Origin of the sequence: Xanthomonas sp. NCPPB 4037, from assembly GCF_041475695.2 — a bacterium.
Lineage (GTDB): Bacteria > Pseudomonadota > Gammaproteobacteria > Xanthomonadales > Xanthomonadaceae > Xanthomonas > Xanthomonas campestris.
On sequence record NZ_CM191261.1, the window covers coordinates 2,881,488 to 2,900,533 of the forward strand.

General features: G+C 65.6%; 18 protein-coding genes and 1 tRNA gene. 5 read left to right on the top strand and 14 right to left on the bottom strand.

Annotated features, from left to right (window positions below; all coding sequences use genetic code 11):
- Window positions 1–20 precede the first annotated feature (20 nt).
- Window positions 21–96: transfer RNA gene (locus ACCQ01_RS13010), tRNA-Ala, on the top strand.
- A gap of 345 nt (window positions 97–441) precedes the next feature.
- Here the strand turns inward: ACCQ01_RS13010 and ACCQ01_RS13015 are convergent.
- The 3 genes from ACCQ01_RS13015 to ACCQ01_RS13025 form a co-directional block, all read right to left on the bottom strand.
- Window positions 442–702 (bottom strand): hypothetical protein, encoded by a 261-nt coding sequence (locus ACCQ01_RS13015; RefSeq protein WP_040941188.1) that lies wholly within the window; start codon window positions 700–702, stop codon window positions 442–444.
- 82 nt (window positions 703–784) lie between these two features.
- Window positions 785–1,012: a hypothetical protein gene (locus ACCQ01_RS13020; protein WP_372358802.1), complete on the bottom strand. Its 228-nt coding sequence runs from the start codon at window positions 1,010–1,012 to the stop codon at window positions 785–787.
- Between the two features lie 693 nt (window positions 1,013–1,705).
- Window positions 1,706–1,879: a hypothetical protein gene (locus ACCQ01_RS13025; RefSeq protein ID WP_228432344.1), complete on the bottom strand. Its 174-nt coding sequence runs from the start codon at window positions 1,877–1,879 to the stop codon at window positions 1,706–1,708.
- A 317-nt stretch (window positions 1,880–2,196) separates the two neighbouring features.
- Here ACCQ01_RS13025 and ACCQ01_RS13030 point away from each other — a divergent pair, with 317 nt between their 5' ends.
- Window positions 2,197–3,273 carry a GGDEF domain-containing protein gene (locus tag ACCQ01_RS13030; protein WP_228432121.1) on the top strand — a complete coding sequence of 359 codons (1,077 nt, stop codon included), beginning with the start codon at window positions 2,197–2,199 and terminating at the stop codon, window positions 3,271–3,273.
- Window positions 3,274–3,313: 40 nt separating this feature from the next.
- Here ACCQ01_RS13030 and ACCQ01_RS13035 read toward each other — a convergent pair whose 3' ends face one another.
- Both ACCQ01_RS13035 and ACCQ01_RS13040 read right to left on the bottom strand, forming a co-directional pair.
- Entirely contained in the window at window positions 3,314–3,823 is a 510-nt protein-coding gene (locus tag ACCQ01_RS13035; protein WP_011037457.1) for a chemotaxis protein CheW, read from the bottom strand.
- Window positions 3,824–3,832: 9 nt separating this feature from the next.
- Window positions 3,833–5,491: a methyl-accepting chemotaxis protein gene (locus tag ACCQ01_RS13040; protein ID WP_228432123.1), complete on the bottom strand. Its 1,659-nt coding sequence runs from the start codon at window positions 5,489–5,491 to the stop codon at window positions 3,833–3,835.
- 297 nt (window positions 5,492–5,788) lie between these two features.
- Here ACCQ01_RS13040 and ACCQ01_RS13045 point away from each other — a divergent pair, with 297 nt between their 5' ends.
- On the top strand, window positions 5,789–6,412 hold the full coding sequence (locus ACCQ01_RS13045; RefSeq protein ID WP_228432125.1) for a DNA-3-methyladenine glycosylase: 624 nt from the start codon (window positions 5,789–5,791) through the stop codon (window positions 6,410–6,412).
- Here the strand turns inward: ACCQ01_RS13045 and ACCQ01_RS13050 are convergent.
- Window positions 6,352–10,746, bottom strand: a complete 4,395-nt coding sequence (locus ACCQ01_RS13050; protein ID WP_228432127.1) for a DEAD/DEAH box helicase — start codon at window positions 10,744–10,746, stop codon at window positions 6,352–6,354. The two genes, ACCQ01_RS13045 and ACCQ01_RS13050, sit on opposite strands and share 61 nt — an antisense overlap.
- 394 nt (window positions 10,747–11,140) lie before the next feature.
- Here ACCQ01_RS13050 and ACCQ01_RS13055 point away from each other — a divergent pair, with 394 nt between their 5' ends.
- Window positions 11,141–11,485, top strand: coding sequence for a DUF3301 domain-containing protein (locus tag ACCQ01_RS13055; protein WP_228432129.1), 345 nt, complete (start codon window positions 11,141–11,143; stop codon window positions 11,483–11,485).
- Window positions 11,486–11,594: 109 nt separating this feature from the next.
- Here the strand turns inward: ACCQ01_RS13055 and ACCQ01_RS13060 are convergent, their stop codons facing one another.
- The 8 genes from ACCQ01_RS13060 to ACCQ01_RS13095 form a co-directional block, all read right to left on the bottom strand.
- Complete coding sequence (locus ACCQ01_RS13060) at window positions 11,595–11,927, bottom strand: hypothetical protein (RefSeq protein WP_070691173.1); 333 nt, start codon at window positions 11,925–11,927, stop codon at window positions 11,595–11,597.
- Between the two features lie 31 nt (window positions 11,928–11,958).
- Window positions 11,959–12,402, bottom strand: coding sequence for a ClpXP protease specificity-enhancing factor (locus tag ACCQ01_RS13065; RefSeq protein WP_011037463.1), 444 nt, complete (start codon window positions 12,400–12,402; stop codon window positions 11,959–11,961).
- Window positions 12,403–12,480: 78 nt separating this feature from the next.
- A complete protein-coding gene (locus ACCQ01_RS13070) occupies window positions 12,481–13,116 on the bottom strand; it encodes a glutathione S-transferase N-terminal domain-containing protein (protein WP_011037464.1) in 636 nt (211 codons plus the stop codon).
- Window positions 13,117–13,281: 165 nt separating this feature from the next.
- A complete protein-coding gene (locus ACCQ01_RS13075) occupies window positions 13,282–14,040 on the bottom strand; it encodes a cytochrome c1 (RefSeq protein ID WP_029216995.1) in 759 nt (252 codons plus the stop codon).
- Complete coding sequence (locus ACCQ01_RS13080) at window positions 14,033–15,292, bottom strand: cytochrome b (RefSeq protein ID WP_116902394.1); 1,260 nt, start codon at window positions 15,290–15,292, stop codon at window positions 14,033–14,035. Before ACCQ01_RS13080 ends, ACCQ01_RS13075 begins: the two co-directional genes overlap by 8 nt.
- Window positions 15,292–15,936 carry a ubiquinol-cytochrome c reductase iron-sulfur subunit gene (gene petA / locus ACCQ01_RS13085; protein WP_011037467.1) on the bottom strand — a complete coding sequence of 215 codons (645 nt, stop codon included), beginning with the start codon at window positions 15,934–15,936 and terminating at the stop codon, window positions 15,292–15,294. Before petA ends, ACCQ01_RS13080 begins: the two co-directional genes overlap by 1 nt.
- 361 nt (window positions 15,937–16,297) lie before the next feature.
- Entirely contained in the window at window positions 16,298–17,266 is a 969-nt protein-coding gene (locus ACCQ01_RS13090) for a lytic transglycosylase domain-containing protein (protein WP_228432131.1), read from the bottom strand.
- A complete protein-coding gene (locus ACCQ01_RS13095) occupies window positions 17,263–18,282 on the bottom strand; it encodes a helix-turn-helix transcriptional regulator (protein ID WP_228432133.1) in 1,020 nt (339 codons plus the stop codon). Before ACCQ01_RS13095 ends, ACCQ01_RS13090 begins: the two co-directional genes overlap by 4 nt.
- Window positions 18,283–18,366: 84 nt before the next feature.
- Between ACCQ01_RS13095 and ACCQ01_RS13100 the strand changes: the two genes are divergently transcribed.
- The gene (locus tag ACCQ01_RS13100) at window positions 18,367–18,981 is read left to right on the top strand and encodes a glutathione S-transferase family protein (protein WP_228432332.1); all 615 of its coding nucleotides are present in this window, start codon (window positions 18,367–18,369) and stop codon (window positions 18,979–18,981) included.
- The last annotated feature ends 65 nt before the right edge of the window (window positions 18,982–19,046 follow it).

The following is a 19,046-nucleotide window of genomic DNA, read 5'->3' on the forward strand; positions in this document are numbered from 1 at the left end:
TGGTTAGAATCGACTCACGTGGGGCGGTAGCTCAGCTGGGAGAGCGTCGCGTTCGCATCGCGAAGGTCGAGGGTTCGATCCCCTTCCGCTCCACCAGATAGCATCCCGAACGGGATGGAAGAAGGCCGGAAACCTTGCTGTAGGAGAGGTTGACCGGCCTTCTGCATTTTTGGCCGGACCGGATCGTTTCGTTGCAACGCGCGAGACAGTGGGGGCATATCTGGGGGCATTTGCACCCAACTGCAGATTTAGCTGCCCTTCTCCCTGCGACAGCGACAAGCCTGCGTCTAAACGAAGAAGCTGCTAGCGGCCTGTACTTGGAGGTGCGTCCGCCTGATGGCCGCTGGTGTCAGCTGGCATATCGGTTTGATGGCAAACAGAATGCTTGGCGCTATGGGGGACTCGGAGTTGGTGCTAGTGCACCGCGAGCGCTAAGCCGCGTCACGCCACGCGGTAACCGGCCGGATCCAGGAACTCCGCCAGGCAGCGGCCAAGCTGCATTGCCTGGGCCCGCGCATCGCCGCGATAGCCTGCCTTGCCGGCTTCTTCAATCGTGGCGACCGCCGATGACAGATCGCGATGGTAGACATACGCCGTGGAGCTCCACTGCGGGTCGCCCGGCGCCTGGAACTCGACCGTTTCCACGCGAAACTCGCCGCAATGACCATGCAGCACGGTGCGTTGTAGGGTGCGCTGTTTCATGCGTTGCAGTATCGCAGTGGGCATCTGACGAACACGTGTGGGCCGACGCATGACCGCGTGCAGCCGCATCGACAGCGCGCTGTTAGACATTGCGCCAGCGCGGAGGCTCTTGCCTGTTGCGGACACCAGCATTCAGCAACTGCGCTGCCTGTACGCCCGCCCGCATGCCCTGGCGGCGCGCCTCCATGCGATCGGGACTACAGCCCACATTGGGGAGTACCCGGATCGCGCCTGCCTCATCGCCGTGGTGGATGTACGCGGTGGACATCCATTCGTTGGCGCCCAGGCGTTTGGTTTCGACCGTAGTCACTCGGAAAAGACCGACGTAGCCGTGCAATGGCATAGAACAAGGGTGGTATGGCCCAGCTGCTATTTTTCTTACAGCGTGGCGCTCGATCAACCCGTCAGCGCGCCATCGGATGAACACCTTTGATTTTGTGATGGAACTGCGTTGCTCGGTGGCGGGGCAATCGCCAGCGATTTAGCCGCGCCGCGAGTGCCTCAGCGCAGTCCTCTCTGCAGCGCGTACTCGGGTGAATGACGTGCGAGCGCAATCTTGCCAGCCACGTGGAACGAGATGCACATGCATCTAGTGATACCGATGCACCTGACTTGGTTAGAACCCGCAGTCAGGCGTCGCAAACGGCGACGTCCCAAACATGCTGCTGCAAGCGAGGATCACTGGTCGCCCATTAAATTCAACTGCGGACACAGCGAGGTTATGTGTCCGACGCGCCGCACAACCGCAGCGTTGATGGCCAACTGCACTGCTTAAAATCGCGGCAGTCGGTAGTCCACCAGAGTGCTGACGACCGCGTCGGATTCACGGCATCCGCAGCATCCGCGGCATCGAAATCGTGCAGCAGGATCGGACCTGTCGTCGAGCTATTGCACTGCAGCCGAGCGCTAAACACCGCAGTCGATTAGCAACGCTGGCGGTATGAAGCAGCGCGCCTCGCGGCGCACGGCTCACGACTTGCCGCGCAGCCAGATCGGTGTACAGCTATGCGCTCTGCTCGTCGCTGGGCTTGGGGCGGCGGCTTTCGGTATCGCGGATCTGCTGATCGTTCTGCCCGGGGCGCTGTTTGGCGGTTTCGTCCTGCTTTCTGTCTTGCTGCCCTTCCAGTTCGCCATGCTGACTGTCGGGTTCGTTTTCACGCGGTGTGTGGTCGGGCATCATCTGGGCGACTCCATTGAAAGATTGCAAACGAACGTTAGCGCTGCGCCCGTGATGTGCGCGCCACGACGGACGGCGCCTGTTGGCGCGGTTTGAAGTTGATCGCACGCGATGCCTTTGCATGGCGGAAGGCCACGTTCCGCACCGCGCGGTGCGCAGGCTATATTCAAGCGAGCAAATGCCTACGCGGCGCCACGTGCAAGCCAACGAGTGTGGCAAGATCGGCCAGCAGCATCGCGCGCGCCAGCGCTTGCCGCCCGATAACAACCAGCCATTCCTATTCGCGCCCCTGCGGGCCCCTGCCGGTACCACGCTCGATGCAGACCCCCGACGCGCCGTCGCTGAACCTGGCCCATGCCACGCTGCTATCAGGCAATGCGCTGGCTGCTTTGGGCGCACCGCCACCGGCCAACGAAGACGACCGTCTGGCCGCGCTGCACAGCTACAACATTCTCGACACCGCGCCGGAGCCGCTCTACGACGACATCACCGCAGCGGCCGCGCAGCTGTGCCGTACGCCGATGGCGTTGATTTCGCTGATCGACCAGGACCGCCAGTGGTTCAAGTCGCGCGTGGGCATGCAGCCCGCCGAAACGCCGCGCGACCTAGCGTTCTGTGCGCACGCCATCCTGCAGCCCGACCAGATAATGGAAGTGGGCGACACGTTTGTGGACCCACGCTTCGCGCGCAACGCACTGGTGACGGGCGGGCCACAGATTCGCTTCTACGCCGGTGCACCGCTGTTGACGTCCGACGGCGTGGCGCTGGGCACCTTGTGCGTGCTCGATCGCGCCCCGCGCACCTTGTCGGACACCGAGCGCACTGCATTGCAGGCGCTGGCCCGCCAAGTCGTCACCACCATCGAACTGCGCCAGGCCGCGCGTCTGCTGGAAGGCGATGCCCTGCGCGACCCGCTCACCGATCTGTGGAACCGGGAGGGTCTTGAACATGTGCTGGAAGACGCCACGCCGGTGGCAAAGCAGCACGGCCTGGCATTCGTGCTGATCGAGATCGATGGTTTCAAACGGCTCAAGCTGCAATTCGGCAGCGACGCTGCCGACGCAACACTCGTGCAGGCCGCACGTTGTATCGAGACCGAGCCGCAGGAACCCGGCGGTGTCGCACGCATCGGCGCAGCGCACTTTTGCATGGTGCTGCCCGGCGCAGACAGCGAGCACGCACTGGCGAGCATGCAGCGCCTGCAAGCCATGATCGCCGCTGCCTCCTGGCCAGCCGACACCATCAGCATCACCGCCGGGCTGGTCTGCGTCGCGCCTGGCGAGCCATTGGACAGCCATGTCTTGATGGCGCGTGCCCGCCACGCCTTGCTCGGTGCCACGCGTGCGGGGCGTAATTGCGTGCAGTGCTTCGATGGTTGGCAGACCGACCGCTGATCAACGCGTCACCGCCGCAGGTGCTTTGTTTCGCGGAATTTCAGGCCGCCAGCACGTCGGTTTCGCCAGCAATCTCATCCACTCGCAACACCTGCTCCATCTCCAGCAGCACGACGAAGCGCTCGCCCACCTTGCCCATGCCGCGCAGCAGGTCGCGGCGGATGTGCGTGCCGAACGACGGCGCTGCTTCGATGTCGTGATCGGCCAGCTCGATCACCGCATTGACCGCGTCCACCAGCACGCCGATCACCTGCGGCCCCTGCGCCTGCTCGGTGGCCAGAATCACGATGCAACTGCGCTTGCCGATGCTGCTGTCGGCACGTCCCAGCCGTGCCTGCAGATCCACCACCGGCACCACTGCGCCGCGCAGGTTGATCACCCCGCGTACGCAGGCGGGCATCGATGGCACCGGCGTGGGTGCACGGTACTGGATGATCTCGCGAATGCCGAGAATGCTGGTGGCAAAGGTCTCGCCGTCCAGCTGGAAGGTCAGATACTGGGCTGCCGCATCGGCATCGCCCAGCAGCGCATCGGGTGTCAACGCATCCATCGGTCGTCCTCAGAAACGTGCGAACTGGCCTTCGTCCGGGCCCTCGGACATGGCGTAGACCGGTGCGGCAGTGCCGCGCCAGGTCCGTGCGCCACTGCTGCGGGTTGCGCGCGCGGCCACGGCCTTGCCTCGCTTGGGCGGCGTGCTGGCCGGCGCCTGCCCGCCCAGCCGGAAGAACGCCATGCTCTGCTGCAGCTGCTCGGCCTGCGCGCTCATCTCTTCAGCGGTGGCCGCGAGTTCTTCAGAGGCGCTGGCATTCTGCTGGGTGGTCTGGCTCAACTGCACCACCGCCGAGTTGATCTGGCTCACACCGGAGGACTGTTCTTCGGAGGCGGCAGAAATTTCCTGTACCAGATCGGAGGTGCGCTTGATGCTGGGCACGATGGTGTCCAGCAAGCGGCCGGCGCGGTCGGCGAGCTCGACACTGGAACTGGCGACCTCACCAATTTCCTGCGCCGCTACCTGGCTGCGTTCGGCCAGCTTGCGCACTTCGGCGGCAACCACCGCAAAGCCCTTGCCGTGCTCGCCGGCGCGTGCAGCTTCGATGGCGGCATTGAGTGCCAGCAGATTGGTCTGATACGCGATGTCGTCGATGATGCCGATCTTCTGTGCGATCTGCTTCATCGCCTGCGTGGTGGCCACAACCGCCTCGCCGCCTTCGATGGTTTCCTTCGCGGCCTGGGTGGCCATGCCGTCGGTGATGCGTGCGTTTTCGGTGTTCTGGCTGATCGATGCGGTCATCTGCTCCAGGGAGGCGCTGGTTTCTTCCACGCCAGCCGCTTGCTCGCTGGCAGCCTGCGAAATGCTTTGCGCAGTGGCACTGACTTCTTCCGACGCGCTAGCCAGCGTTTCGGCACTGGTGTTGACCTCGCCCACCACCTGCGACAGCTTCTGCACCATGGTGCGCATCGCCTCGAGCAGTTGCGCGGCTTCGTCGCGACCATGCACCTCGATGCGCATGGTCAAATCGCCTTCGGACAGCCCGTTTGCCACCTCCACCGCACGACGGATCGGGCCGGTGACGCTGCGGCTGATCACCACACCGAGCACCCCGCCCAGCAGCACGCCGCCGCAGATAATGGCCATCAGCAATTTGGAACTGCTGCTGTGGATTGCACCGGTTTCGGCGTTCGCCGACGCCGCACTGCGTTCGCGCAAGCTGCTCAGGTCGGTCATCAAGGTATCGACCTCATCCGAGCTGGCGCGCACCGCGCGTGACAGCTCGGCCAATTCGGGGTTGGCCTCGCGCAGTGCTTCGCGGTTGGCGGCCTCGACGAAGCGGCCGCGCTCATCCAGGTATTTCTGCCAGGCGCGATCGAACTGCGCCAGCTTGGTCTTGCCCTCGTCGGTTTCGAAGCTGGCCCGCGCACGCGTCATGTAATCGACCACCTTGGCGGTGTACTTGTCGATGTTCTGCACGTGCGACTGGCGCTCTTCCGCGCTACTGGCCAGCAGCAGGTTCGCGCGCGCACGGCCCGCGTAAATCAGATTGATGTTGGCTTCCTTCACATTGGACAAGCCCAGCAATTCGCGCTCGTACAACGTGGTGGACAGGTCATTGAGCCGGCCGGAGTTGGAGTACCCCACCCAGCCAATGCAAGCGCCGATCGCCGAAACGATCAGAAACGCCACGATCAGCCGGGTTCCGATTTTGAGGTTGCCTAACATTGGGATGTCTCTTGAGTGAACGTGCATGAGTGCGGTGCGTCGGCAGGCACTTGCTGACACCGTCGGTGCAGCGATTGATGTGCCTTGCTAAACCAATCGTTAATGGCTATCGGCGCACGCAAAACGCGCTTGAGGCGGTTTCAGCCTGAATGTGCCGGCCACACGAATGGATGTGTCGATTTGTGACAGTTCACTCGCTTGCCGCGCGCCCCATTCGGAAAATCCCTACCCGCGTTATGCACGCTGTCCAGGACAGTCCCGCAGAGACATCACAATTACCGCGTTAGGCTTGCACACATGTCATTGCACTCGCCTTTGCCGCGCGCTTTTTATGCAGCCGATGCGCGCACCGTTGCGCCGCTGCTACTCAACAAGGTTCTGGTGAGCGCCGACGGCCGCCGCGGCCGCATCACCGAAGTCGAAGCCTATTGCGGCAGCGAAGATGCCGCTGCGCATTCGTTTCGCGGCATGACCCCACGCACACAGGTGATGTTCGGTGCGCCCGGGCATTTGTATGTGTATTTCATCTACGGCATGCACTGGGCAATCAACGCGGTATGTGGCGGCGCGCCCGGGCACGCGGTGTTGATCCGTGCGCTGGAACCGTTAGATGGATTTGATGCGATGCACGCTGCACGCGGCGCAGCGCCGTTCAAATCGTTGACCACCGGTCCAGGCCGCCTGGCGCAAGCCTTTGGCGTGAGCGCAGTCGATAACGGACTGGACCTGACCACTGGCGTGGCGCGCTTGTGGATCGAGGACGACGGCACTCCGCCACCAGCGGCACCGCTTGCCGGCCCGCGCATCGGCATTCGCAAGGCCGTGGAATTGCCGTGGCGCTGGGTCGTGCCTGGCAGCGCCTATCTGTCGCGTCCGCTGCCACGTGCGAGCGGCGCACGCGCATCAGTAACCGGCGACTGAGCGAGCCATTGCTGCAGTGGCGTCTGCTCGGCGGCGCCCGGCCCACGTTGCAGCAATCGCAATGCCTGCTCGCCGTGCTCGTGTGAGAGCTCTTGCAGCGGCTGGAAGCGATCGCCGCTCAAGGCGGCCATCGGCAGGCCGTCCAGAAACGCCACGCGATTGCCGGGCACGCGCGCGATGCGCTCGCCGGGCAACAGATTGCCGAGCAGATTGGCCGGGTCACTTGCGCTAAGGCAGATCCACTGTTGCGCCAACGGTTGCGCGCGCACGCGACGCATCACGGCAATGGCATCGGGCAACGCGAACTGTTCGCCGGACACGCCGGCAATGAAACGCCCGCCACGCAATTCGCCACGCGCTTCCAACCGCTGATACACACGCAGTAACTCGCGCCAGGGCGGCAGCCACGCGGCCTCGCGTTCAAGCAGCCGCCAACACACCACGCCATAGCGGCGCAGCAACGCGCGCGCCACGTGCTCCAGCATTTCCTGGTGCCGCTCGCTGGCCTCGGCCAAGGGCAGCGCCGGCAAGTTGCGCACCGGCGCCCAACGGCCGGCATCGCGGATGCCCAGCGCACTGGCACGCCGGCGTTGCCGCGACAGTGCCGAGGGGCGCTTGGACGCCGGCACCAGCAGTGCACGCAGGCCGGCATAACTGTCGCAATGCACGCGCCCGCGCATCACCAGTTCGCTGAGCGCATCTTCCAGCTCGGTCGCCATCAGCCGCGCAGCATCGGCAATCTCGTCGAAGAACAGCGCGCCCTGCTCCTGCAGCACCTCCACCACGCGCTGCGCACGTGAGCCCAGCGGCGCGTCATCGTCCGCGCGTGCCAGGGCATTCCAGCGCTGCGCTTCACGCCGCGGCAGCAGCACGATTGGCGTGCCGCGCAACGCATTGCCGCTGCGGCCACCGCCTGGACGCAGGCGCGCCCATACCGTGCGGCCAGCGGTGCACAGTTCGTCCAGCCACGCGGGTTGGTAGTCGCGCACGCGCGCAGGCAACAGCTCGCTTTCCCAGAGCGCGGCCGGCGCCTCGAAACCTTCCAGCTGGCCAACGATACCGGCCAGTGCGTCCGGCCCGGCCACGCGGTGATCGGCATCCAGGCGCTGCCATTCGAACAGGAAACGCGCGTAATCGCGCTGCGACACCGGCTCGATCTCGCGGCGCAAGTGCCCCAGCGTGTAGCGATGGATGCGCGCCAGCAGATGCCGCTCGCACCATTCCTCGTCCTGCACCTGCGCACTGAAGCGACCCGCCATGACATAGCCTTCGCGCTGCAGCCCGATCAAGGCGAGTTCGACCTCTGCTGCCGGCAGGCGCGCTGCGCTGCACAGCGCAGACACCTGCGCCGGCCCCACCGCCGACAGGCGGCCGCGCACCAGCTCGCGCACTGCCCACTCGCGCTGCCAGTCGTCCACACGGCAATCCGGCGGCGCCTGCAGCGGCGGCTGCGCCACGGCGTGCGGATACAACGGTGCAAACCATTCGATGCGCTCGGCGCTGATCCACAGTGCAGCGCCGTCATCGATCGCCAAACAGGTGGCGCGCCCGGCCGCCGACAACGCCGACAGCCATGCCTGCCACTGTGCATCGAGGGCTTCTTCCACCGGCAGCACACCCAGGCCCACCAGCGCCTCGTGCATCTCTTCGGCATCGCGTGGTTGCGGCCAGGCTTCTTCGCGCACGGCGGCAATCGCCTGCGGATCCAGCTGCCCCAAATCATCGCTGCTCTGCGGCGTGTAGCGCCTGCCCTGCACGGCCTGGGTGCGACGCTCTTCCAACGGGGCATCGTCGAGAAAGGCGTACGGACGTGCATTCAAGGCTTCCGCCGCCAGCGGCGACGGCGCGGCCAGATCACGTGCCACCAGCGTGATGGCGCCGGACTCCAGGCCGCGCAACACCTGCAGCCAACCCTCGCTATCCATCGATTGATGCAGGCAATCTTCCAGCGTTTGCGCCACCAGCGGATGGTCAGGCACCTCGCGCTCGCCAACCAGATTCTCCGCACATGCCACCTGGTCCGGGAACACCGTGGCCAACAGGTCTTCGGACTTCATCCGCTGCAGTTGCGGCGCAACCTTGTTGCCGCCGGAAAAGCGCGGCAGCGCCATCGCGTTGGTGGCATTCCAGCGCCAGCGCACACCGAACAGCGGCGCGTCCAGCAACGCCTGCACCAGCACGTGCTCGGCCGATGCGGAATGCAGATAACGCGCCACCTCTTCCAGCGCAAAACTATGGCTGGTGGACAGCGACAACACGATCGCGTCCTCGGTCGCGGCAGCTTGCAGTTCGAAATTGAAGGTGCGGCAGAACCGCTTGCGCAAGGCCAGGCCCCAGGCGCGGTTGATCCGGCTGCCGTAGGGCGAGTGGATGATCAACTGGGTGCCGCCGGTGGCATCGAAGAAGCGCTCCATCACCAGGCACTGCTGGGTCGGCATCGCACCCAATGCCTGACAGGCGTTCGCCAGATACTCCACCAGTTGCTGCGCTGGTTCCGCGGCCAACCCAACCTCATTGCATAGCCATGCCTGGGCGCCGGCATGCCGTGCACCGTCGAGCCGCGTGGCAATCTCTTCGCGCAGGCGCGACACCGCCAGCGACAATGCATCGCTGCGGCCTGGCGCCTCGCCCAACCAGAACGGAATATTGGGCGGCGCCCCCTTGGCATCTTCAACCCGCACCTTGCCCGCATCCACGCGCAGGATGCGGTAGCTCGCATTGCCAAGCTGGAAGACATCGCCGGTGAGGCTTTCGACCGCGAAATCCTCGTTCACCGTGCCGATGTTTTCCGCCTGTGGCTCCAGCACCACGCTGTAATCGCCGGTTTCGGGAATGGTGCCGCCGGAGGTGAGCGCGGTCATGCGCGCGCCACGCCGCGCATGCAGGCGGCGATTGACCGCATCGCGGTGCAGATAGCCAGCGCGTGGCCCCAGCCGGGTGCTGAAGCCCTCGCATAACATCCGCACGACCGCATCGAACGTGGCGCGGCTCAGCGTTGCGAATGGCCAGGCGCGGCGCACCAGCGCAAACAGTGCATCTTCGTCCCAATCTTCGCAGGCGGCTTCGGCGACGATCTGCTGCGCCAGCACGTCGATTGGCGCGAGCGGAAACCGCAGGGCATCCAGTTCGCCACGGCGGATGCCATCCAGCAGCGCGGCGCATTCGACCAGCTCGTCGCGCGTCTGCGGGAACAACCGCGCCTTCGGCGTGCCGCCGACCGCATGCCCGGACCGGCCGGCGCGTTGCAGGAAGGTGGCGATCGAGCGCGGTGAGCCGAGTTGGCAGACCAGGTCCACATCGCCGATATCCAGGCCCAGCTCCAGCGATGCAGTGGCCACCAGCACGGTCAATTCGCCGGCCTTGAGTCGGCGCTCGGCCAGCAGCCGCGTCTCGCGCGACAGGCTGCCGTGATGCGCTGCCACGCGCTGCTTGCCCAGCAGCTCGCCCAGGTGGCGCGCAGCCCGCTCGGCCATGCGCCGCGTGTTGACGAACACCAGCGTGGTGCGGTGCTGTTGCGCCAGCGCAGCGACCTCGGCATACACCTGCAGCCATTGGTCGTTGGACATCACCACGCTCAACGGCGTGGGCGGCAGCGCCAATGCCAGATCGCGTTGACGGGTGTAGCCGATATCCACGATCTCGCACGGCGGCGTCGCGCCGTCCTCGCCAACACCCACCAGAAACTGCGCCACGGTGTCGATCGGCTTCTGCGTGGCAGACAGGCCCACCCGCGTGATGGGCTGCTCGGCCAATCGCTGCAGGCGCTCCAGGGTCAATGCGAGATGGCTGCCGCGCTTGTCCGCTGCCACTGCGTGGATCTCGTCCACGATGACCGTGCGTACATGGCGCAACGCGCTGCGCCCGGAGGCCGAGCCCAACAGCACGTACAGCGACTCCGGCGTGGTCACCAGAATATGCGGCGGCACACGACGCGCCTGAGCCCGCTCGCGCTGCGGCGTGTCGCCGGTGCGCACCGCCGTACGCACCGGAACTTCGGGCAGGCCCTGCGCCAGCAACTCCGCACGGATGCCCTGCAGTGGCGCCTCCAGATTCAGATGGATGTCGTTGGACAAGGCCTTGAGCGGCGAGATGTAGATCACCCGCGTTTGGTCCGGCAGCGCACCGCCTTGGGCCAGGCCGTCACGGATCAACGCATCGATCGCTGCCAAGAACGCGGTGAGGGTCTTGCCGGAGCCGGTCGGCGCCGCCACCAGGGTATGCCGCCCGGCCTTGATCGCCGGCCACGCAGCAATCTGCGCCGGGGTGGGCGCAGCAAAGGTACGCCCGAACCAGGCGGCGACCACGGGATGAAAATGCTGCAGGACTGGATGCATGGGCGGGGCCCGAGGCGCACCAGGCAGGGCCGTGCGGCACTCGGCGTCGACAGGGGCAGAATCCTAGTGATGGGGCTTGGCGACCGCCAGAACAAGCCAGCCGCCGTGGGCGCGGTGAATTGGTTAATGGCGACTACCGCAATCGCGCGGTGCTTGGGCACGCATGGCATAGGCAAGCCAAGTCCTCTCGGTAAAGCGCAGTCCGCGGGTGCGCATCCTGCGGACACGCCGAATGCCTGAGCACACAGCGCCGGCTGCGCGCACCGCTCGCGCCTGCCTGGCGACTACGAGCGCTTTGATCACTGGCCTCGCGCCATCTGCACGACAGCACCGCAACGCTGCGGCCCGGCACCCGCGATTGTCCAGCGCCTGCGCGGCATGGCACATTGTCGGCATGCCCAGCCTGATTCTCTTCATGATTGCCGGCGCCGCGCTCTACGCGTTCTGGAACGCGTCGCGTGCCGCGGCCGAACGCGCCGAAGTGCTCGGCCGCAATGCCTGCCGTGCAGCCGATGTGCAATGGCTGGACCAGAGCGTGCACTCCACCAACCTGCGCATCTGCCGGATGCCCAACGGCTGGCTGGGGTTTGAGCGCACGTTTCGCTTCGAGTATTCGCACGATGGCGTGGACCGCCACAGCGGCCGTCTGATCCTGCGCGGCGAGCAGCTGATTGCCTTCACCGGCCCACAGGTGACGACCGTGCGAGCCTTGCATCCGGAGCAACAGCGCCTGGAGTGATGGGCACCGATCCCGTGGCGGCGCTGGCTAGCTAGTGGCGTCCCTGCACTGCCATCTCGGCAGCCGCGGCAGCAAGATCCGCCAAGACGTCGTGTGCCCCAACGACACATCAAGCGGGCGAAGGCACGCCGCCAGGCAGCGGCTCGTAACCGTCTCCCCGGCCACTCAACCAACGCAGCTCCCGCTTGCCCTCCTGCCGCAGGTAGTCCTGGGCCAGTGCGAACAACGGCTGCGCCAGGTCAGCCTGCGTCAACAGGCGCAGCGTGCCGTTGACCTCGATGTTGAGGAAATGCGCCTCTTCCGGCGTGTCGGTGTAGCTACGCGCGATCAGACCGATCCCGCCATCCACGAAATGATAGATGTCGTACTCGTAGTCATACGCATACTCGCCGGACGCATCCGGCGCACTGCAATCGGTATGGCGGACGCGCGAGACCTGCATCGGTGCAGTGCTCGACAACGTCCGCGACCGCTTACTTGACCACGCGCAGGTGCGGGCGCTTGCCGGTGCTCGGCGGCTCGTCCGGCGGTGGCGGGCTCGGCGGCGACGGCGTGCCGGGATCCGGCGGCTCGGTGCTGGTGCCCGGGATGTCGTCCGGCAGTGCCATGCCCTGCCCGGTCTCGCGCGCATACACGGCCAGCACGGCCGGCATCGGCACCATCACCGGATAGCTCACGCCACCAAAGCGCGCGGTAAACCGCACGCTCTCGTTGTCGACATTCAGGCCAACCACGGCACGCTCGGCAATGTTCAGCACCACGCGGCCGTCCTTGACGGCACTGGCCGGCACCTGCACGCCAGGCAGCCCGGCATCGACCAGGATATGCGGCGTCATGCCGTTGTCGTTGATCCACTCCACCAAAGCCCGCAACAGATACGGGCGGTGGCTGGTCATGCGGGGGAAATCTTCGCTCATTGCGTCATTTTACCCGCACACGACGCGCAGCGGCGGCGGTGCCATCGGAACTCGGTCTGTTGGCATACAGCCGCACCATCAACCCGGCATGTCGCGCAGTTTCTTTTCCTGATCGGTCAGGCTGCGGATGAAGCCGGGATTGCGGAAGATGCGGTTGCCATAATCCTCGATCGCCTTGCTGTCCTTGGGCAGGCTGATCTCCAGCGCATCCAGCCGCCAGATGATCGGCGCCATCGCGCAATCGGCCAAGCTCATTTCAGGGTTGAGGAAGAACTTGCTGGCCTTGAACAGCGGCACCGAGGCCGTCAGCAGTTCCTTCAGGCGCTTGCGCCCGGCTTCGGCCTGGGTCTTGTTGCCCAGCTGGATCGCCTGCACCTGCGGCACCCAATCGTGCTCGATACGCAGCATCGCCAGACGCAGGCGCGCACGCGACAACGGGTCGACCGGCATCAACGGCGGATGCGGGTAGCGTTCGTCGAGGTATTCGCTGACCACCGAGGCGGCGTAGAGCACCAGGTCGCGTTCGACCAGGGTCGGCACCGAGTGGTAAGGATTGAGATCGATCAGATCTTCCGGAGGATTCTGCGGGTCGACTGACACCAGATCGTAGGTCACCCCTTTTGCCGCCAGGACCAGTCGGACCCGGTGGCACAACACATCATCGTTGGACGAAAACAAAGTCAAGGTATTCCGCATACGCACACTCGTCGCCATTCAAGGCTCTCCGACGACCGGAATCCGCCGGCCGCATCGGTGCGGCCGGCCCAACGCCGACCGTCACCACGGTCCATCGAGTGTGCAATCACGTCACGCAAAAGCCAATAGTGCTAAGGACACGGTCGCCACACTGGCGGCGCCGTATCCGGCTTTTGGGCGTGATCAGTGCACGTCCTTCCAGTATTCCTTCTTCAGCAGATACGCGATGAAGGTGAGCAGGGCCAGGAACAGGATCACCCACACGCCCATGCTCTGCCGCTTGAGCGCTGCGGGCTCGCCGGCGTACTCCAGGAAGTTGGCGATGTCGCGCACGGTCTGATCGAATTCCACCGGCGTCTGCCGCCCCGGCTGGCCGAGCTTCAATGCCTGCACCGGGCGATCGCCGGTGGCCTTGTCCGGTGGGCCGAACTGCGCCTGCTGCAGGCCTTGCAACTCCCACAGCGGGTTGGGCATGGAGGCATTCGGGAACAGTTGATTATTCCAGCCCAGTGGACGTGTCTGATCCAGGTAGAACGACTTGAGGTAGGTGTAGACCCAGTCGGTGCCACGCACGCGTGCAATCAGGGTCAGATCCGGCGGCGCCTTGCCGAACCACTTGGTGGCCGCATCGTGCGGCATGGTGCCTTCGATGTGTTCGCCCACCTTGGCGCCGGTGAAATTGAGGTTGGCCATGACTTCGGCCTCGCTCAACCCCAGGTCGCTGGCCATGCGCGAGTAGCGCAGATATTTCAGCGAGTGGCAGCCGGAGCAGTAGTTCATGAACAACTGCGCGCCGCGCTGCAGCGATGCGCGGTCGCCCAGGTCGTTGCCGGCCTGTTGCACCGCCCCGCCCTCTGCCGCCAGCGCACCGCCGGCGAACAGCACACCACACAGCAAGGCGACCACGTGCGACTTCCATGACCTCACGATGGGCTTAGTCATGTGTGGTCACCCGCTCCGGTACCGGTTTGGTTTTGTCCAGCCGCGTCCACACCGGCATGGTGATGAAGAACGCGAAGTACAGGAAGGTCAGCACGCGCCCCACATAGGTTTCATGCGCGTCGGTGCCAGGGCCGGAGCCGATCACGCCCAGCCACACGAAGCACACCACCAACACGGCCAGCGCCACCTTGGAGATCCAGCCGCGGTAGCGGATCGAACGCACCTTGGCGCGATCCAGCCAGGGCACCAGGAACAGGATGGCGATCGCCGAGAACATCACCAGCACGCCACCGAGCTTGTTGGGCACCACCCGCAACATCGCGTAATACGGCGTGTAGTACCACACCGGCTTGATGTGCTCCGGCGTCACCAGGCGATTGGCCTCGGTGAAGTTGTCATGCTCCAGGAACAAGCCGCCGAAGGCCGGCGCAAAGAAGATGATGAAGGCAGCGATCACCAACAGGAAGCCGACGCCGACCAGATCCTTGACCGTGTAATACGGATGGAACGGAATGCCATCGGCCGGCTTGTGCGCATCCCAGCGGTTGCCCTTGGGCCCCTTCTTGATATCCACGCCGTCGGGGTTGTTGGAGCCCACTTCATGCAGCGCGCCCAGGTGCAGCACGATCAGCAACAGCAGCACCAGCGGCAATGCGATCACGTGCAGCGCGAAGAAGCGGTTGAGCGTGGCATCGCCGGGCAGGTAATCGCCCATGATCCATTCGGTCAGCCCATTGCCGATCACCGGAATGGCGCCGAACAACGAGATGATCACCTTCGCGCCCCAGAACGACATTTGGCCCCAGGGCAGGACGTAGCCCATGAAGGCTTCGGCCATCAGCACCAGGTAGATCAGCATGCCAAGGATCCACACCAGTTCGCGCGGCTTCTGGTAACTGCCGTACATCAGGCCGCGGAACATGTGCAGGTACACCACGATGAAGAACAGCGAGGCACCGGTGCTGTGCATGTAGCGGATCAGCCAGCCCCACTCCACGTCGCGCATGATGTATTCGATCGACGCGAAGGCATCGGCGGCGCTGGTCTTGTAGTGCATCGTCAGGAAGATGCCGGTGACGATCTGGTTGACCAGCACCACCATGGCCAGTGAACCGAAGTAGTACCAGATGTTGAAATTCTTCGGCGCGTAATACTCGCTGACATGCTTGCGATACACCGGCACCAGGCCGGGTGCGCGTTCGTTGACCCACTCGAACACGCCGTTGGCGGTACGAACCAGGATATTGCTCATCAGGCAGCCCCCGTGCTGTTGGCCGGCTTGCCGGCTGCGTCCGGATCGACGCCGATCACCAGCGTGTTGTCATCGACATAGTGGTGTGGGGGCACCAACAGATTGATCGGTGCCGGCACGCCATCGAAGACGCGGCCGGACATGTCGAAGCGCGACTTGTGGCACGGGCAGAAATAGCCGCCCTTCCACTGCGGGTCGTAGGGCTCGGGCCGGATCTCGGCCACCATCTCCGGCGAGCACCCCAGGTGCGTGCACAGGCCGACCAGGACCGAGATGTCGGACTTGATCGAGCGGTACTCGGGGTTCTTCAGCACGTAGTCCGGCTGCTGGTCCTTGTTCTCGGACTTTGGATCCTTGAGCCGGTCGTCCAGGGATGGCAATGCATCGAGCATCGCCTTGGACCGCTTGACGATCCAGATCGGTTGGCCGCGCCATTCCAGGATCAGCCGCTGGCCTTCCTGCAAAGCGCTGATGTCGGCGGTCACCGGTGCGCCGGCCAACTTGGCACGTGCACTGGGATTCCACGACTTCACGAACGGGACTGCGAGAAAACCTGCTCCGACCGCACCGACCACGGCGGTTGTCGCGGTCAAAAACCGACGACGTCCTGTGTCGGCAGGTGCGTTAACCCCATCGTTGGCCATCCGGCTCTCCGATCTTGATTAGGTAGCGTGAGGCTGCCAGCGGCTGGCGGGGGGTCCAGCCGCGATGAATCGACCGCAGTGTAGCGGAACGCTTAATGCACAGACAATGCAATGTACGCAGTCGGGCATGCGCGATGCAAACCCTCTCGTGCATCGGCATGCAGGCGGGTGTGGCGAAGCACACCCGCGTGGGCCACGTGCGTGATGCAGTCCATGAAACCGCGCAGTTCAAGGCGCGGCGCGCGGCGATGCATGCATGGCCGGAGCAGCGCGCATGCGGGCAGCACGCGCGTGCAATCGCACTGCATCATTATTGGGCGTCGGTGTCGTGCAGCGTGCGTGCCGCGCACGCAGGCGCGCACTAATTGGCGGTGGAGGCCTGCCCGCGATAGCGGCCAGCCAACAGGCCGACGCGTTGCACGTAACGCTGGGTCTCGCTGTAGGGCGGCACGCCACCATAACGATCCACCGCACCTTCGCCGGCGTTGTATCCCGCAGCGGCCAGGGTGAGATCGCCGTTGAAACGCCTCAAGAGCCACGACAGGTATTGCACGCCGCCGCGGATGTTCTGTCCCGCATCGTAGGCATCGCTGACCCCGAACCTGCGCGCGGTGCCCGGCATCAGCTGCATCAGGCCTTGTGCGCCGGCGCGGCTCAAGGCCAGCGGGTTATACGCGGACTCGGCATGGATGATGGCCCGCACGATCGACTCTTCGACCCCGAACTCGCGCGCGGCGGCAGCGATCTCCTGCTGGTAGGCGCTGGTGTTGAGCCGGATCGCACCGAAGTTGACGCCCGGCTTGGCGCCACAGGCGTAGCAGGTCTCGATGAAGCTGTAATGGATAGTGCGCAGGCCTTCGATACTGGCCACCTGGCGCGGGCGCGCACTGGTGTAGTGCCGCACGCCGTCCTTCATATACGAATACACCTGGCCGCTGACCACCCGGCGCGGGTTGACCGCAGCCGCTGCCGGCAGTGGCGCGATGGCGCTCTCGGACACTGGCATGCTGCGACCCGCCGGCAGCGGCGCGCTGGCGACCTCGGCCGTGCGGCGTGCGCTGACCGGCGGGCTGATGATGGTGGCCGGGGCGCCGCTGTTGATGTCGGGCGCCATGCGCGCCGGGCTGGCGGCCAGGCGAGCGGACGACCGGCTGGCCGAGCGATCTGGCGTGTACTGGCTGATGATGCTGCAGGCAGCCCCGCTCTGGCGCTTGCTGACGTAACTGGCAATGCCATCGGCGCTGACACACTTGTACAGCGTGCCGGCGCTGGCGGGCGCAGCCGCCAACGTGACAAACAAGAGCCCCAGTGTTCTTGACATCCCCTTCATGCGGCGGAGTGTCCCAGCTTGCCCGGCACTTGCCAAGTGTCCTCGCCGGTGCTTGCCGGCAAGTACTCCAGCCGGGCCCGCAGCTGCGTCAGCGCGTCGCACAACGGGGCGCGCAGGTGATCTGGCGCGAGCGCCTCGAACGGCTCCTCGAGCAGCAACAGGTTGGCCGCCAATGCCGACAGGCTGGGCGCGCCCAGGCCCAGCCAGCAGTGGTCGGCGCCGTCCGCCTCCAGCGCGCCCAGCCAGGGCGGCACGCGGGCGGCCAGGTCCTGCAGGCTGCCGCGTAGGCGCACCCGGGCCCGATGCGGAAACGGCGCCTCGCCGATCGCCTTGCGCAGCAGCTGCAAGGGCTCGTCTGGCAGCGCGCGGGCTTGCGCCTGCATGCCGGTGGGCTGGGCCTGATCGATGCGGTCCGCGCGCAGGGTGCGCCAATCCTGGCGTTCGCAATCCCAAGCCAGCAGGTACCAGCGACGGCCGTAGTTCACCAGCAGGGCTGGCTCGACCCGGCGGCGGATCTGCTCGCCGGAATGGCGCCGGTACTCCAGCTGCAAGTTGATGCGATCGCGGCAGGCACCGGCCAGCAGGGCCAGCATTGCCGCGTCCACCTGGCTGCCTGGCGCGGCGGTAGGCAGGCTGGCCATGGCGGCATGCGCGGCGCTGGCGCGTTGCTGGTGGCGGCGCGGCAGCAGCGGATCGAGCTTGGTCAGCACGCGGGCCGCCGTGTCGTCCAGGCCAGCAATGGCCGGCGCGGCCGCGCGCAGCGCAATGGCCACGGTCAGCGCTTCGTCTTCTTCGAACAGCAGCGGCAAGGCCGCCGCGCCGTGCCCCAGCCGGTAGCCGCCGCCGGTGCCGGATACCGCGCGGATCGGGTAACCCAGCTCGCGTAAGCGCTCGATATCGCGGCGCACACTGCGCGGGTGAATCCCCAGGCGCTCGGCGAGAGCCGCGCCTGGCCAATCCCGCCCGTTCTGCATGAGCGCGATCAGACGAAGCAAGCGGGCTGCGGTGGAGGCCATGGCGGCACCGTATTGCGGACAGAAACTGTCCGCAAGTGCTGGTTACGCTCCATGTCTCGTCTTCCTTCCAGCCAGGAGCTTCCGATGCATAGCGACTGCCACATCACCCTGTTCCACAATCCGCAATCGCGCTCGCGCGGAGTCCTGGTGCTGCTCGAGGAACTGGGCGCCGACTACAGCCTGCAGCGGCTGGATCTGGAGCGCGGCGACCAGCGCGATGCCGCGTTCCTGGCGATCAACCCGATGGGCAAGATTCCCGCCATCACGCACGGCGACAGCGTGGTGACCGAACAGGCGGCGATCTACCAATACCTGGCCGAGCTGTACCCGGACGCCGGGCTGTCGCCTGCGCCGGGCGACCCGGACCGCGGCGCCTATCTGCGCTGGCTGGCGTTCTACGGCTCGGCCTTCGAGCCGGCCCTGATCGACAAGGCCATGAAGCGCGATGCACCGCCACGCTCGCTGTCGCCATGGGCCGACTTCCCCACCGTGCTGGCGGTGGTGGATGCCCAGCTGGCCAAGGGCGACTATCTGCTCGGCGCACGTTGTTCCGCCGCCGACGTGCTGTGGGGCAGCGCGCTGGGCTGGATGGCCGGCTTCAAGATGATCGACCCGCCTGCCCCGACCCTCGCCTACATCGCACGCATGGCCGCGCGGCCAGCGGTGGCGCGGGCCGCGGCGGTGGACGCCGGCGCCTGAGCGCCACCGGGGCGGCATGAGCGGGTAAACTGCGCGGCTCTCTTCTACCCGCCTGGAATAAGCGC